The 13619-nt window shown below is 53.1% G+C and carries 11 protein-coding genes; 3 read left to right on the forward strand and 8 right to left on the reverse strand.

From position 1 onward, the window contains the following. Positions 1 to 200 precede the first annotated feature (200 nt). Positions 201 to 1451 carry a multidrug effflux MFS transporter gene (locus tag HMPREF2710_RS08015; protein WP_070600552.1) on the reverse strand — a complete coding sequence of 417 codons (1251 nt, stop codon included), beginning with the start codon at positions 1449 to 1451 and terminating at the stop codon, positions 201 to 203. Positions 1452 to 1995: 544 nt separating this feature from the next. Here HMPREF2710_RS08015 and HMPREF2710_RS09470 point away from each other — a divergent pair. Continuing rightward, the gene (locus HMPREF2710_RS09470) at positions 1996 to 2142 is read left to right on the forward strand and encodes a hypothetical protein (protein ID WP_168163106.1); all 147 of its coding nucleotides are present in this window, start codon (positions 1996 to 1998) and stop codon (positions 2140 to 2142) included. Between the two features lie 93 nt (positions 2143 to 2235). Here the strand turns inward: HMPREF2710_RS09470 and HMPREF2710_RS08020 are convergent, their stop codons facing one another. From HMPREF2710_RS08020 to HMPREF2710_RS09310, 7 genes are all read right to left on the reverse strand, one after another. Continuing rightward, a complete protein-coding gene (locus tag HMPREF2710_RS08020) occupies positions 2236 to 2904 on the reverse strand; it encodes a nucleoside/nucleotide kinase family protein (protein ID WP_070600554.1) in 669 nt (222 codons plus the stop codon). Then, positions 2901 to 3380 carry a low molecular weight protein-tyrosine-phosphatase gene (locus HMPREF2710_RS08025; RefSeq protein WP_246824555.1) on the reverse strand — a complete coding sequence of 160 codons (480 nt, stop codon included), beginning with the start codon at positions 3378 to 3380 and terminating at the stop codon, positions 2901 to 2903. The genes HMPREF2710_RS08020 and HMPREF2710_RS08025 overlap by 4 nt, the downstream gene beginning before the upstream one ends. A gap of 185 nt (positions 3381 to 3565) precedes the next feature. After that, positions 3566 to 4999, reverse strand: a complete 1434-nt coding sequence (locus HMPREF2710_RS08030) for a pentapeptide repeat-containing protein (protein WP_083303518.1) — start codon at positions 4997 to 4999, stop codon at positions 3566 to 3568. Between the two features lie 133 nt (positions 5000 to 5132). Continuing rightward, positions 5133 to 6392, reverse strand: a complete 1260-nt coding sequence (locus tag HMPREF2710_RS09425) for a pentapeptide repeat-containing protein (protein ID WP_141746634.1) — start codon at positions 6390 to 6392, stop codon at positions 5133 to 5135. 23 nt (positions 6393 to 6415) lie between these two features. Further along, on the reverse strand, positions 6416 to 6619 hold the full coding sequence (locus HMPREF2710_RS08035) for a hypothetical protein (RefSeq protein ID WP_070600558.1): 204 nt from the start codon (positions 6617 to 6619) through the stop codon (positions 6416 to 6418). Positions 6620 to 6872: 253 nt separating this feature from the next. Next, positions 6873 to 8516, reverse strand: a complete 1644-nt coding sequence (locus HMPREF2710_RS08040; RefSeq protein ID WP_070600560.1) for a pentapeptide repeat-containing protein — start codon at positions 8514 to 8516, stop codon at positions 6873 to 6875. Between the two features lie 225 nt (positions 8517 to 8741). Continuing rightward, positions 8742 to 10232 (reverse strand): pentapeptide repeat-containing protein, encoded by a 1491-nt coding sequence (locus HMPREF2710_RS09310; RefSeq protein ID WP_083303519.1) that lies wholly within the window; start codon positions 10230 to 10232, stop codon positions 8742 to 8744. A gap of 767 nt (positions 10233 to 10999) precedes the next feature. On the opposite strand from HMPREF2710_RS09310, the gene dnaK reads away from it, so the two are divergent. Both dnaK and HMPREF2710_RS08050 read left to right on the forward strand, forming a co-directional pair. Beyond that, positions 11000 to 12832, forward strand: coding sequence for a molecular chaperone DnaK (gene dnaK / locus HMPREF2710_RS08045; RefSeq protein WP_070600561.1), 1833 nt, complete (start codon positions 11000 to 11002; stop codon positions 12830 to 12832). 2 nt (positions 12833 to 12834) lie between these two features. Next, entirely contained in the window at positions 12835 to 13413 is a 579-nt protein-coding gene (locus tag HMPREF2710_RS08050; protein ID WP_070600562.1) for a nucleotide exchange factor GrpE, read from the forward strand. Positions 13414 to 13619 lie beyond the last annotated feature (206 nt).

Here is a 13619-nt window from a genome sequence, read left to right on the forward strand (position 1 = left end):
CCTACGCAGGGGCACCCGTCACCCGGACGCTCTGCCCCCTCCTTGCTTCGCTGCGGAGAGCGTCCGTGTGACACCCTGAGGGCGCTTGGCGGAAAACGCGGCAGCCCCTACGCTTCATATATGGGCACAGCAAAGCCCACGGACGCGCAACCCTTAGCGGGTCGCCCATCCGGGGCTTTAGTTACACAAAAAACAACAGGCTAGTGGCCCGCCACCGGAGCCTCATGGCTCTCACCGTCAGCCGAGTAGTCCGAATCCTTACGCGGCGTAGTCCACAGCACCAGCGCCGTCAGGACCGCGAAACCCAGAATGGAGAAGCCCATCGGCAGGTACTCATGCTCACCAGCAAACGACACCAGCGGCGCCGCCAACGCGCCCAGCATCGCCTGAACCGTACCCATCACCGCCGAAGCACTACCCGCCATGTGGCGCGCCTCGTTCAACGCCAACGCCGAAGCATTACCAAAGATCAGGCCGCACGAGCTGGTCAGCAGGAATAGCAGAATCAGGGTCGGCACCAGCGAAATACCGACAAGGAAGCTAACCACCAGCAGCGAAGACACCACCAGCAGGCTCACCACGCCGACATTCACAATGCGGCGCTGCGCCACACGACCCACCAGCTTCGTTGCAATCGCACTGAACAGCACAATGCCAATCGAGTTCACACCGAACACGATCGTGAACTGGGTTTCGGATAGACCCAGAATCTTCTGCAACACAAACGTCGAACCGGAAATATACGAGAACAGCGCACCAAACGCGAAGCACATCGTCAGCATGAAACCCAGGTAGCGGCGAATCTTGAAGACCTTCGGCAGCTCCGAGTACACGCTCAGGGCGGTGCCCTGGTAGCGTTCCTCCACCGGCAGGGTCTCCTTAATCACGAAGATCACGCCGAGCATCATGATTGCGGTAATCACGCCGAGCACATGGAAAATATCGCGCCAGCTACCCCACGACAGTACCCAGCCACCAAACAGCGGCGCAAGCACCGGCGCGAAGCCGTTAATCATCATCATGACGCCCATGAGCTTAGCCGTCCCCAGACCCTCAGTCGTATCAGCCACGATAGAACGCGCCAGCACCGCACCAATCGAACCGGTGAAACCCATCATGAAACGCGCAAAAATCAGCAGCTCAATATTCGGCGCGAAACCACACGCCACCGTCGCAATAAAGCAGATGACCGCACCAATCAGCAGCGGCTTGCGGCGGCCCGTCTTATCCGACAGCGGACCCACGACCAGCTGGCCGAGCGCCATACCCACCATGAACCCGCTCAACGTCAGGGACGCGTTCGTGCTGGTGGTGTTCAGATTCTCAGCGACTGCGGGTAGCGCCGCCAGGTACATGTCCGTGGCGAGCGGTGCGATAGCGGTCAGCAATGCCAGAACAACAATGAAAAGGGGCGATAGCCCGAAGGAGGTCTTAACCGACTTCGAAGACATATGTCTTAGTTTTTCTTTCTGTGTGATGCGCGTGCAACGGCGCCTGCGGCTCTACAAAACGCGGATGCGGCGGTACCGCCCCAGGGATGAGCTTGCGCAGGCTAGAAGCACAACTTGTTCACGGTAGCAGAATTGGGGGCGGCTTCGTAAGTTAAATGTTTGATATTTTTTTGAGCTGGGTTGGGAGGGCTCCGCTTGGTTGGTCTGGAAAGCGGCGCTCGCCTTCTCTTCTGCAGGGGAGGGCTTGGGGAAGGTACGCAGAAGGGACGGTGTTATCCTCGCTCCTACAGGGGCACCCGTCCTCGCTTCGCTTCGGACACCCTGATGTCGCTTACGGATAACACCGCCCCTTAGCGGCTTGGCTTAGCCTGCCGCTCAGCCCCGGCGCTGTAGAAATATTTGAGAAATATTCTTGAGAAGCATTGCTAGACCCAACGGCATAACTTACGTTGGTCATACTACGCAATACAACCGGAGGGCACCTCAGATGCGCAATCACTATTACAAATATTTGCTATGCATCCTGTTGCTGATAGCTTGCGTCTTGCTCGTAACCCTCGCCGTGCTTTCTAGCAACAACCCGGGTGGCGAAAAAGACGGCACGACCTCCACGCACGCGCCGAGCAATACCTCAACCTACTGGGATAAAGACCGCATGGAATCCGCCAGCCCGGCTCCCATGCCCGAGTAAAACAGCGCCTGAATAAAACTGCCTCTAAATAGCGTAGGGCCCAATGCTTCCAGATACACAAAGCATTGGGCCCTACTGTATTGTAGGCGGCTGCTACTGCGCCGCGCTGTCGTAGATGAAGTCCACGGTCGCGTAGTCCTCCGGGATTTCGGCGAGCAGCGCCTCCTCCTGCGCCGCCCAGCGCTCCCAGTGCGGGCGGAACGTGTCACCGTCACGAGCCATAGCGCGTTCGTGGCGCACCTCGTCCGGGGCGGTGGCGAGAATACGCACCTCGCAGGCGCCCGCAATCGCGCCGACACCCTCACAGATGATGACCTGCGTAGCCGCCGGGTCGACGGTGCGCACCTCACCGGGGGCGCCCGCCTCCCAATCCCACGGGGTGTAGGTTCCGGCAATACCTTCGGTCAGCTGCACGGATAGTGCGTCCCACGCCTCCACGCCGTCGAAGAGGCCGTCCCAGCCGGGGTAGAAGTCGTCCAGGTGCAGCACGTGCACGCTGTGTCCGGCGGCGGTGAGCTCCTGCTCAAGCTGCGCGGCGAGGCTGGTTTTGCCGGTGCCGCTGCGGCCGTCAATGCCGATGATCAGCGGGATCTGCGCGAAGTCCGCGAGGAACTGGGCACGGAATTCGGTGAATTCGGCGGTGTCCATGTCAAAGTCGTTGCCGATGCCGTGCTCCAGGCGCAGCATGTCTTTGCAGAGTTCCAGGATTTCGGCGGTGCCGGTGACGTGGCGGTTCTGGTTCAGGGGGATACGCTGACTCACTGCGCGTCACCTTCCTGCTTGAGGTGGTTGATGAGGCCGCGTGCGGCGGCGTCAATGAGGCCGGTGGTGTACACGAAGTCGCGTTCGCTACCGTACCAGGGGTCGTAGATACCGAGCTGGTCCAGGTGGGTGGTGGTGACCTTCGGGTCGAAGCTGCGCATCATGCGGATTTTGGCTTTGTCGTCGTCGTTGCGGGCGAGGGCTTTGAGGCGCAGGTAGTGGGGTGCATCCATGGCGAGGATGAGGTCGTTGCGGTCGAAATCCTCGACGGTGAAGACGCTGGCGCGGTGCGCGGACGGGTCGATACCGCGGGCGGTGAGCTGCGCGGCGGCGCGCGGATCGATGCGGTTGCCTTCTTCTTCGTTGCTGATGCCGCTGGAGGTGACGGTGACGGGCACGCCGGCTTCTTGGGCGTGCTGGCGGATGAGGTATTCGCCGACGGGGGAGCGGCAGATGTTGCCGGTGCAGACAGTCATGATTCGGTACATGGTTCTAGTGTATCGGTGGGGTGGCGGGTGGTTGAGCGCGGTGGGTGCTTGGGGTGGTTCTTTGGACGGCACGGTGACGGGCGGATGCGCTCGCCGCCTGGGACTGCCGCTACCAGAACCGGGCGCGAAAAGGCCCCGCCGACGAAGGGCCGGCGGGGCCTAAAATATGAGCCTTATTCAGCTGGTTTTTCTTCTGGTTTGGGCGCGGGTAAAGGTTCAGGGTCGAACAGCTCACAACCCACAGGGATAGTGAAGACCCTGCCGTCAGCTACGGTAATCTGCTCGGTTTCAATTTTTAATAAACTATCGGCAGCAGGTTTAAACGCATATTTGCTCGCATCTGCAGATATTGAAAATCTAGCCGTTTTATTAGTTTGGAATATGAATATAGTAAATTCTAATTCTTCGTTAATTTTTATATCAGAGAGGTGGCAGTTGTTGTAGAAAGCCGTATTGAAAAAAGCTGTTGGATATTTATCAAAAATTGCTTTAAAGAAGAATGCGCTACGCATGAAAGTTGCATCAAGAAAACTTCCTCCTTGCATAAAATGCGTTGCACTGAAATCAGTGTCATTCATAAATTGTGCATTATGGGCATAGAACGGATATTTAAATATTGATCCATAAAATTCGGCTCCTTCCTGGAAAACTGAGCCGGAGAAGCGGGTTGCTCCATTATATACAGAGTCGCTGAATCTACCGTATTTATTGAAATGGGAATCTGTGAACAATAATGACGAGTTAAAATTGCAAAGTGAGAAATCCACTGGGTAGAAGAAATTTGTATTTGAAAAATTGTAGTCAAAATTTGACCATGGCCCACTTTGAACCCTTAGTATCCTTTGCTGGTCAGCTTGAAGTCCGCCATTAAGGCGTTTTTTAATTTCTGCAAGGATGGAGAGGCGGAGCTCTTGCTCTTCATAAAGGGTAGCTCGTTCTGTTGCAAAATCTCCTATGTATCCAGCTGGTTCATGATCTAAATCAAGAATGTCTTGTTTCTTTGCAAGGGGAAAGGAGGAACGAATATAGGCACAAAGGTTATTGACAATAACCTGTCCCTCTTTTTGCTGTTCTTCTGGCATGAGGGTATTGTCAGTAAGCCACTCATCTACTAGGCCAATGAGAGTGTAAACCCCACCTGAACGTATAACTGCTTTTTCATTGGCTAGCTGCTCTATGGCTTTGGTGTAGCGGCTACGGCGTTCTGCGTGTACCTGACGGGTATGGTCGTTCTCGTTTTTCTCTTTCTCCTGGTTATTCTTTCGGTGTGTTTCACCAAGGGTGATGACACCTAGAACACCACCGGTGGTGTAGAGGATGAGCTGCCTGAGAACCCGGCCGTCATCGTCCTTGCCGAACCCGGAATTGAAGGCAACAGGGAGGAGAAAGGCAAAAACACCGCCGAGGATGGCGACAGCTGCAATCGACGCATAAAACGGCTTAATCTTTTTAACTTTAGGAAGGTAATTAAAAACAAAAAGTATAACTGCAACTGTGCAGGCTATAAGTATGCCTATCGCTACCCACTGGGCGACAACGTCCCAGGTAGTGGGTCCTAGGCTCGGAATCATGAGGCGCGTAGGAGACGGGCTAGGATCAGTCGTCACTGATGGTTCTCCTGTCTTCTCTAAGAGGAATGGTCACCTCTCAGCATAGTGCATAAGCTGTCTGCTGTGAGCTACTTCTGGTAACAATAAAGGCCCCGCCGATGAGGGGTCGGCGGGGCCTAAAGTATGAGTCTTATTCAGTGGGATTTTCTTCCTCAGTATCTGAATTTTCAAGAGGTTTTGCAAAATCACTCACGCAGGTATACATGTACGTTCTTTCATTCCAGGAAGTTGGGTCAAAGAGACGAGACCCAGCTGGTATTTCATGGGTTATAGACTGCCCATCTTTAAGGACAATTGTAGCTTTTCCTGGTACATACTTGTAAGACCCTAGTTCATAAAAATCAAATTTATGTTCGCCTCGATAATCTAAATACATAAATTTAAACGCACAATCTACTTTTTTGTTTTTAATTTTTTCAGGAATTTCGTGGATGTTTGCAGTAAAAATTCCAGATCCAGTAATGCTCGCACCATCGAAGTACGGCGCAATTTTGAAATCTGTTTCTCTAAATACAGCAGCGGATCCTTCGTCGTTTCCAAATTTTGTACCTTGAAAATGGGCTCGAGTATCTAGGGAATTGAATTTAGCGTTAGAAAAATCCGTATTGTCGTTTTTAAATTCTGTCCCTGAAAAATTTGCAAATTTTTCAAAAGTTACCCAATTGAAATCTGAGGAATCATTGAATTTTGCGATAGTAAAATCTGCAGTTTCATGGAAGTGTGATTTCCGGAATATAGCCCTGCATTCAAATGTGGAGTTTTTAAAGCATGCGTCACTGTGGAATTGGGCAGAGAATGCTGCGTAACAAGAAATATTATCTGGTTTGGTTGTCTTAAATTCAGAATCTATGAAAGTAACAGGGCCATAAAAATTGGACCCACTGAATTGCGCATTACAGTAGAACTTTGCCTTATTGAAAATAGAAGTTCCGTAAAAAGATGATCCATTAAACGATGCTCCATCTTTAAAATCTACATTGAGGAATTTTGCATTAATTAAACTAATGTCGTCGAGGGAATAATTAATGGTTGAGTTGCTAAAGTCGCATTGAATGAAGCTCCATGGGTTTTCGGGTGGTACACTATTGGACTCGTTGTCAATGGCTAATCTAAGTCGGTTACTAATCTTCTCAAAGATTTTTTTTCGTACCGGAGAATCATCAATTTTGTTTATGTCTGGGGTGGGTGGAGTTTGGATGTATTGACAGAGGTACTGGAGAATATCGTTTATTTTTTCACCTCTTTCCTCGATATTAAGATTTAATTCAGTACTGTCTGCATAAGACATTGCAACTTCTATAAGTGATTCTACGCCTTGTATGCGAATTTGAATATTTTCATTTCCAAGTTCTAAAATGGCATCCTTGCGTTTCTTGTCAAGGGTAGCCATGTGCTTTCTTCCCTGTTCTTTACTCAGTAATTCTTCTGTGGTTGTATGGTGTCTTTCTGTTTCTTTTTCTGTGGTTGTATGATGTCTTTCTGTTTCTTTTTCTGTGGCTCTATTACTTCGAGCAATTTCTTTGTCGGTGAAGATTTTTTTAACCATTCCGGAATTTTTGATGCTATTCTAGCAGCAGCTGCTTTAGCAGCAGCTGCTACAACAGTAGGGTCAATCATGTGAGTCTCCTATGAAGTGTTGTCTGGCAATATGATGAATATAAAATTAAATATTTTTTTGTTCAGGTGAAAATTAATATTGTTTCCTTGGAGGTGAAGAAATCCACCCACTATTGATATTGTATATCAAAAAACATAAGTGCCTCCTGGGTGCAGGTCAACCTCATCTCTGGTTTTCGTATATTCCTCCTATGCCTGAAAGGAGATTACTTCCCTTGGTAACGTGAACTCTGGGTAGAGGAGGGTGTAGCTGTTACTGCGCAGGCTCACTGATGCGGGTGTACTCCTGCTGCTCTTTGTCCCAGGAATCCGGGTCGTAAAGCACGGCACCGACAGGGAGAATGAACGTTCTATTAAGAAGCTCCGCTGCGCCACAGCTGAAACCGTGCGGGCTCTCCGGGCGCGCCTCGAACAGGTAATCCTGCGGATCCGCCTGTGCCGAGAACCGTGCCCTCTGCAGCCGCCTCTCCAAAGCCTCAAAGGACGGCTTAACATACATGAAGCTAGTCTGCCTGAAATCCGCGCCATGACCGAACGTCGCATCCGCGAAGTAGGCGCCCTCAAAGCTCGCCCCGTTGAAGCTCACCGCCCGCGCGAACGTCGCCTTGTAGAAGCCGACATGCGCCGTGAACGTCGCCTTACTAAAGTCGGCATCCTGCGCGAAGGTCGCGTTACCGAAGTTCGCGTGCTGCGGGAAGTCCATCTCATAGCGCGTCCTCGGAAGCGCAATAAAAGACGCCCGGCTGAACGTGGCGTCGCCGTCGAACCGCGCCCCACCAAAATCCTCGTACTGCGTGAAGGACGCCCCGCTAAAGTCCGCCGCGCCCGTAAAGCGCACCTTGCTGAACATCGCGGACTGCTTGGTCACTATACCGGCAAAGCGCGCGACCCCGCCGAACAGCGACTTGGAGAACACCGCCGGACGGTTGAAGACCGACGCGGCGAAGTATGCTTCATCGTGGAACGTGGAGGCGGTGAATACTGCCTTTCCGCCGAAGGTGACCGCCGCGAAGCTAGCTATGCCTGCGGTGTTCAAGCGTGAGAAGTTGGCATCGGATTTGAAGGCGGATACCGCGAAGTCAGCCGCAGCCGAGAAGACCGCGTCTGAGAAGTCGGCCTCGCCGGTGAAGGTTACGGTTGCGAAGCTTGCCGCGTCCGCAAAATGTGCCCCGCTGAACTCTGCCGCGCCTGCGAAGTGTGCGGCGCTGAAACCCACCCAGTCGGTGAAGCTGGTGCTGTGGAAGGATGCGTCAGCCGTGAACTGTGCTGCGGAGAAGCTGGTGTCACCGCGGAAGGTAGCACCGGAGAAATCCGCCGGGCCGTAGAAGGTCGCGGAGGCAAAATCGGCGTTCTGAAAGTGCAGCTGCCCCAGCGGGTAGAAGATGGGTGCGCCACCAAAGTCGAAGCGCAGGTCAGCCCACATGGGCGATATTGGCGGCACCGAGTGCTGGCTTTCCCTGTTGTCTTTCTCGGCGCTCTCGGTGATTGAGGCGAGGCGGCGGCTGAGCTCCATGAAGACTGTGCGGCGTACTAGCTGCTCTTCGCGTAGTGCTTCCTGATCGTGCGTAAAGTCGCCTGCGTACCCTTCGGGGGCCTCGTCTGCTTCTAGGATCTGCCGTTTCTGTGCGAGGGGGTAGGGCGTGCGGATGCACTCGGTCAGCGCGTCGATAATAGCTTGGGCTTCTTCGCGGCACACCTGCTCGGGCAGGGAGGTATCGGTGAGCCATTCGTCTGCAAGGTTTACGAGCGTGTACGCCCCGCCGAGGCGTACGGCGGGTTGTCCGTCGAGGAATTGTTCGAGTGCGTGTGTGTAGCGTTCGTGCCGCCCGGCCTGCTGGTTGTGTGCCGGGGTGTTTTTGTGTTGCCGTAGCGCGGTTAAGAGTTTGTTGAGGTTCATGGTGGTGTGCCCTTCCTGCTCCGGTGCTGGCTTATAACCAGCATAGGGGAGAACACCACCCTTGCGCGCTCGCGCTGGGCAAAGAAGAAGCCCCGCCTGCACGAGATGTGCAGACGGAGCTTCTCTATAGTGAGTTTTATATATGTTCGTTAGTCGGAAATAGTCATTATGAGAATTCTCAAAGGCCCCGCCGACGTGAGCCAGTGGGGCCTTCAAGGGTGAATACTATTCGGCAGGTTCTTCATGTTTTGGAGCCGACAAAGGCTCGGGACCAAACAGGCTACAACCGGTAGGGATATTAAAACGTGTTTCCCTATAAATATATTTATTTGATTTTCGAGGGAGTCGAAGCCTTATTTTATGGATTTTTATCTCAGTATTAATTGGGCAGCTTTCATTATTCAATTCCTTGAATATGTAATCGCTCGGATCGGCATTCTGTGAAAACTTAGCGTAAATTTTCAAGTTTCCTAGAGTGTGAAAAAAAGGAATTCTAGTCTTAAAACATGCTTCACGAAAATCCGCGGATCCATTGAATTCTGTCCTGCCGAATCTTGCAATTTTTTCAAAAATTGCTTGCCTAAAATCTGCAGAACTTTTATATTTTAAGTATCTTGAATCGCCGGGTTGCATACCATTAGTTTGGATTCCTTGAGTGCTTTTAAACTGCGCTCCTTCAAAGTTTGCTGACTCTTTAAATTCGGCTTTCCAAAAGTAGGCAATATCCATAAATGTAGTATTTATGAATTCTGTAGGGCTATAAAAAACTGTACTACTAAAATCTGCATCATTTTTAAATGTGGTGCTATTAAAGTGTGCGTCATGCAAGAAATGGGTACCCAAAAACTTGCTGTCAGCACTAAGGAAACTATTGGAGAGGTCGAATGTGTAGAAGATGTGTGCATTTGAAAAATCATATGAAAAATTCGACCAGGGGCCTTCCTTGATATCTGTGGTTCCACTACTTAGTCTAGCTTTAATTTCATGCAAAATTGCTTGGCGAATATTTTTTTCTTCGGATAATTCCGACTTGTCTTTAGAACTGTAATCATAAGGTGTGCGGATATAGTAGCAGAGGTGATTGATGATTTCCTGGCCAAATTTGTGTTGCCGCTTCTTGCTGAGGGTATCATCGCTAATCCAACTATCAGCGAGTTCAATGAGCGTATACACGGCTCCTTGGCGAACATGCACATTGTCACTTTTTAGATTATCCAAAGCTGTATAGTATCGGGCGTGAGGGTCATTATATGTTATATATTTAGGTTTTTGGAAGAATGTAGAAAGTCCCGCGAAAGCAGAGAGGTATGCCAGTATATCATTTATGAATTTGGCATCTGAGGGTGGAAGTAAAGATATTGCGGCAAAAGTGAAACCTGCGGGGAGGAATGAGTATTCTGGATTATTTATAATAAAGTATATGAAATTTATTGATTTTGGTTTTATTTGAGAAAATGTAAAGCAGGTATAGAATATAAAAATAATGGTAAGAAGAATAAGTGTTGCTCTTTTTAGGGTAGGAAAGTTGAGTGGAAATGGCTGATTTTTTAGAAATTCTGCAAATGTAGGAATGTGGATAATTCCATATATAAGCAGTAAAAATATAAAAATATAGATAATGATTTTAAATAAACATTGCTTGTTTTCGGTATTCGGATTGCTGTGCTGTTGCAGATTGGAATTGTTGGTAAGGGGTGGCGTGTCTTGCTCAGGCATAAGTTCTCCTGTCTACTTTGAGAGGATATGGTCGTAACCAGCATACGGCAGGCAGGTGCTCTCAAGCCACAGGTGAAGGTTGGAGAATTACGGGTCGGACAAGCGGAGATGCCTCCATAGAGTGAGCAATGGAGCTTGCAGATCAGTTCTCCATATATAAGAGGAGCGAATCTCTTGGATCTCAGGCAGGCGTCCGTAGCTGAGGTGCCTGCGCGAAGCGTACCCCTAGCAGCGTTGCTAGAGGCCTAGCTTCTAGACCTAAAAATCGCGCCCAAAATCGCCCCGTACACCCTATATAAGGTGCGCCCGAGCCATCTCCCGACCCCTCCCGCACCCCAATTTTTCGGGTTTTCACCCCTTTTATAAAAATTTTTAAAAATTTTTTCGCCCCGACCGCCCGGCGGTGTCCGCCGTGCGCTGAATCGCCGCGCCGCACCCTCGCGCCGCCCAAAAACCGCAGAATTCCGCGGCAAAACCGCCCATCCGCGCCTCGCCGCCGCCTCAAAATCCCCCGCAAAATACCCCTCCAGAGCCCCAAAAAACCCACCCCTCACGCTCCTTCGCATAAAAAAGTTGAGTAAAGTTCGCTCAAGTCTCTTGACAGCCCCTCCGGGAGAGTGCATACTTGAGTACATGAGGCTCAAGGAGCCGCGCAGACCACCCCAAACGGGCGGCACGCGCAGCACCGACCGCCTCCAAAACTTTCAAACTATCCCGCCTCGCATTAGAAGAAGCGGGGCACTAACACCTAAGGAGTGAATAAACATATGGCACGTGCAGTAGGTATTGACCTCGGTACCACCAACTCGGTCGTAGCAGCACTGGAAGGTGGCGACCCGGTCGTCATCGCTAACGCAGAGGGCACCCGCACCACCCCCTCCGTCGTCGCATTCTCCAAGGACGGCGAGGTTCTGGTCGGTAGCGTCGCAAAGCGTCAGGCAGTGACCAACGTCGACCGCACCATCTCCTCCGTCAAGCGCCACATGGGTACCGACTGGACCACCGAGATCGACGGCAAGAAGTACACCCCGCAGGAAATCTCCGCTCGTATCCTCATGAAGCTGAAGGGCGACGCAGAGGCATTCCTGAACGACACCGTCACCGACGCTGTCATCACCGTTCCCGCATACTTCAACGACGCTGAGCGTCAGGCAACCAAGGAAGCCGGCGAGATTGCAGGCCTGAACGTCCTGCGTATCGTCAACGAGCCCACCGCCGCAGCACTCGCATACGGTCTGGACAAGGGTAAGGAAGACGAGCTCATCCTGGTCTTCGACCTCGGTGGCGGTACCTTCGACGTCTCCCTGCTGGAAGTCGGCAAGGACGACGACGGCTTCTCCACCATTCAGGTTCGCGCAACCAGCGGTGACAACCGCCTCGGTGGTGACGACTGGGACCAGCGCGTAGTCGAGTGGCTGCTCGCACAGGTGAAGGCAAACACCGGTGCTGACCTGTCCAAGGACAAGATTGCTCTGCAGCGTCTGCAGGAAGCAGCTGAGCAGGCTAAGAAGGAGCTGTCCAGCGCTTCTAGCACCAACATCTCCCTGCAGTACCTGTCCGTGACCCCCGAGGGCCCCATCCACCTGGATGAGAAGCTGACCCGCGCAAAGTTCGAGGAACTGACCCGCGACCTGCTCGAGCGCACCAAGAAGCCCGTGCTCGACGTAATCAAGGAAGCTGGCGTGTCCATCTCCGAGATTTCTGAGGTCATCCTGGTTGGTGGCTCCACCCGTATGCCCGCTGTTGCTGAGCTCGTCAAGGAGCTCACCGGCCGCGAGCCCAACAAGGGCGTGAACCCCGACGAGGTCGTGGCAATGGGTGCAGCACTGCAGGCAGGCGTGCTGAAGGGCGACCGTAAGGACGTTCTGCTGATCGACGTCACCCCCCTCTCCCTCGGTATCGAGACCAAGGGCGGCGTGATGACCAAGCTGATCGAGCGCAACACCGCAATCCCGACCAAGCGTTCCGAGACCTTCACCACCGCAGAGGACAACCAGCCCTCCGTGACCATTCAGGTCTTCCAGGGTGAGCGTGAGTTCACTCGCGACAACAAGAACCTGGGTACCTTCGAGCTGACCGGCATCGCCCCCGCACCCCGTGGCGTGCCCCAGATTGAGGTCACCTTCGACATCGACGCAAACGGCATCGTCCACGTCTCCGCAAAGGACAAGGGCACCGGCGCTGAGCAGTCCATGACCATCACCGGCGGTACCTCCCTCTCCAAGGACGACATCGACCGCATGGTCAAGGACGCAGAAGCACACGCTGAGCAGGACAAGGCACGCCGCGAGGCTGCTGACACCCGCAACGCAGCTGAGTCCGTCGCATACTCCGTCGAGAAGCTCCTGAAGGAGAACGGCGACAAGCTGCCCGAGGACGTCAAGACCGAGGTTCAGGGCGATGTCGACGAGCTGAAGAAGGCACTCGAGGGCGACGACGACGCAGCAGTGAAGTCCGCATTCGAGAAGCTGCAGGCTTCCCAGTCCAAGCTGGGTGAGGCACTCTACGCAGCAGCTCAGGCTGAGGCATCCGAGTCCAAGCCCGCCGCTGACGAGGACGTTGTCGACGCCGAGGTTATCGACGAAGACGAGAAGAAGTAATTATGGCTGAGCAGGAAAACACCACCCCCGACCCGCTGGAGGAGGCATTCAACGCCCCCGCAGCGGAAGGCCACCCCGAAGCTGAATCGGTCGAAAGCCCCGAGGAAGCTGCGGAAGCCGTCGAGGCTGAGCTCCAGGACGCCGTAGAAGCAGAATCTGCGGATGCGGCACTCGCCGCAGAGCGCCTGGACTCCCTGCTTCGCCTGCAGGCCGAGTTCACTAACTTCAAGAACCGCACCGCTCGCGAAAAGGAGCAGTTGCGAGGCTTCGTAACCAGTGAACTGGTGACCGCACTGCTGCCGGTACTCGACGATATCGACGCCGCACGCAAGCACGGCGACCTGCAGGACGGCCCCTTCGCCTCCATCGCTGCGAAGCTCGAAGAGCTGCTCAGCAAGCAGGGCGTGGAGCGCTTCGGTGAAGTAGGCGACGCCTTCGACCCGAACATCCACGAAGCTGTACTGCAGCAGCCCACCGACGAGGTGGCTGAGGATCATGTCTCCATGGTTCTGCGTTACGGCTACCGCGTGAACGACCGCGTGGTTCGTACCGCTCAGGTGGCTGTGGCTGTCGCACCGTAAGGTGATCGGCTAAGCATTGGCTGAATAACTAACGACGGGCGGGTGCTCTCCCTGGTGGGGGAGTGCCCGCCCTGTTATTTGCCCGGGCTGTTCTGTCCGCGCTGTCATGCCCGGTGTTGGTGCGGGTTTTGGTGAGTTGTGGCGGCGGTCAAGAGGCTTGTAGGGGCGCTATTTTTTTGGGCTCAGCCCTTTCAAAATTGAGTCAA

The organism is Rothia sp. HMSC069D01, from assembly GCF_001810135.1.
Lineage (GTDB): Bacteria > Actinomycetota > Actinomycetes > Actinomycetales > Micrococcaceae > Rothia.

Excerpts from the sequence above, each read along its gene's own strand:
- HMPREF2710_RS08025 (WP_246824555.1), bottom strand. The coding sequence starts at position 3,380 with ATGACTGTCTGCACCGGCAACATCTGCCGCTCCCCCGTCGGCGAATAC.
- HMPREF2710_RS09310 (WP_083303519.1), bottom strand. The coding sequence starts at position 10,232 with ATGCCTGAGCAAGACACGCCACCCCTTACCAACAATTCCAATCTGCAA.
- HMPREF2710_RS08050 (WP_070600562.1), top strand. The coding sequence starts at position 12,835 with ATGGCTGAGCAGGAAAACACCACCCCCGACCCGCTGGAGGAGGCATTC.
- dnaK (WP_070600561.1), top strand. The coding sequence starts at position 11,000 with ATGGCACGTGCAGTAGGTATTGACCTCGGTACCACCAACTCGGTCGTA.
- HMPREF2710_RS08035 (WP_070600558.1), bottom strand. The coding sequence starts at position 6,619 with ATGATTGACCCTACTGTTGTAGCAGCTGCTGCTAAAGCAGCTGCTGCT.
- HMPREF2710_RS08015 (WP_070600552.1), bottom strand. The coding sequence starts at position 1,451 with ATGTCTTCGAAGTCGGTTAAGACCTCCTTCGGGCTATCGCCCCTTTTC.
- HMPREF2710_RS09425 (WP_141746634.1), bottom strand. The coding sequence starts at position 6,392 with ATGGCTACCCTTGACAAGAAACGCAAGGATGCCATTTTAGAACTTGGA.
- HMPREF2710_RS08040 (WP_070600560.1), bottom strand. The coding sequence starts at position 8,516 with ATGAACCTCAACAAACTCTTAACCGCGCTACGGCAACACAAAAACACC.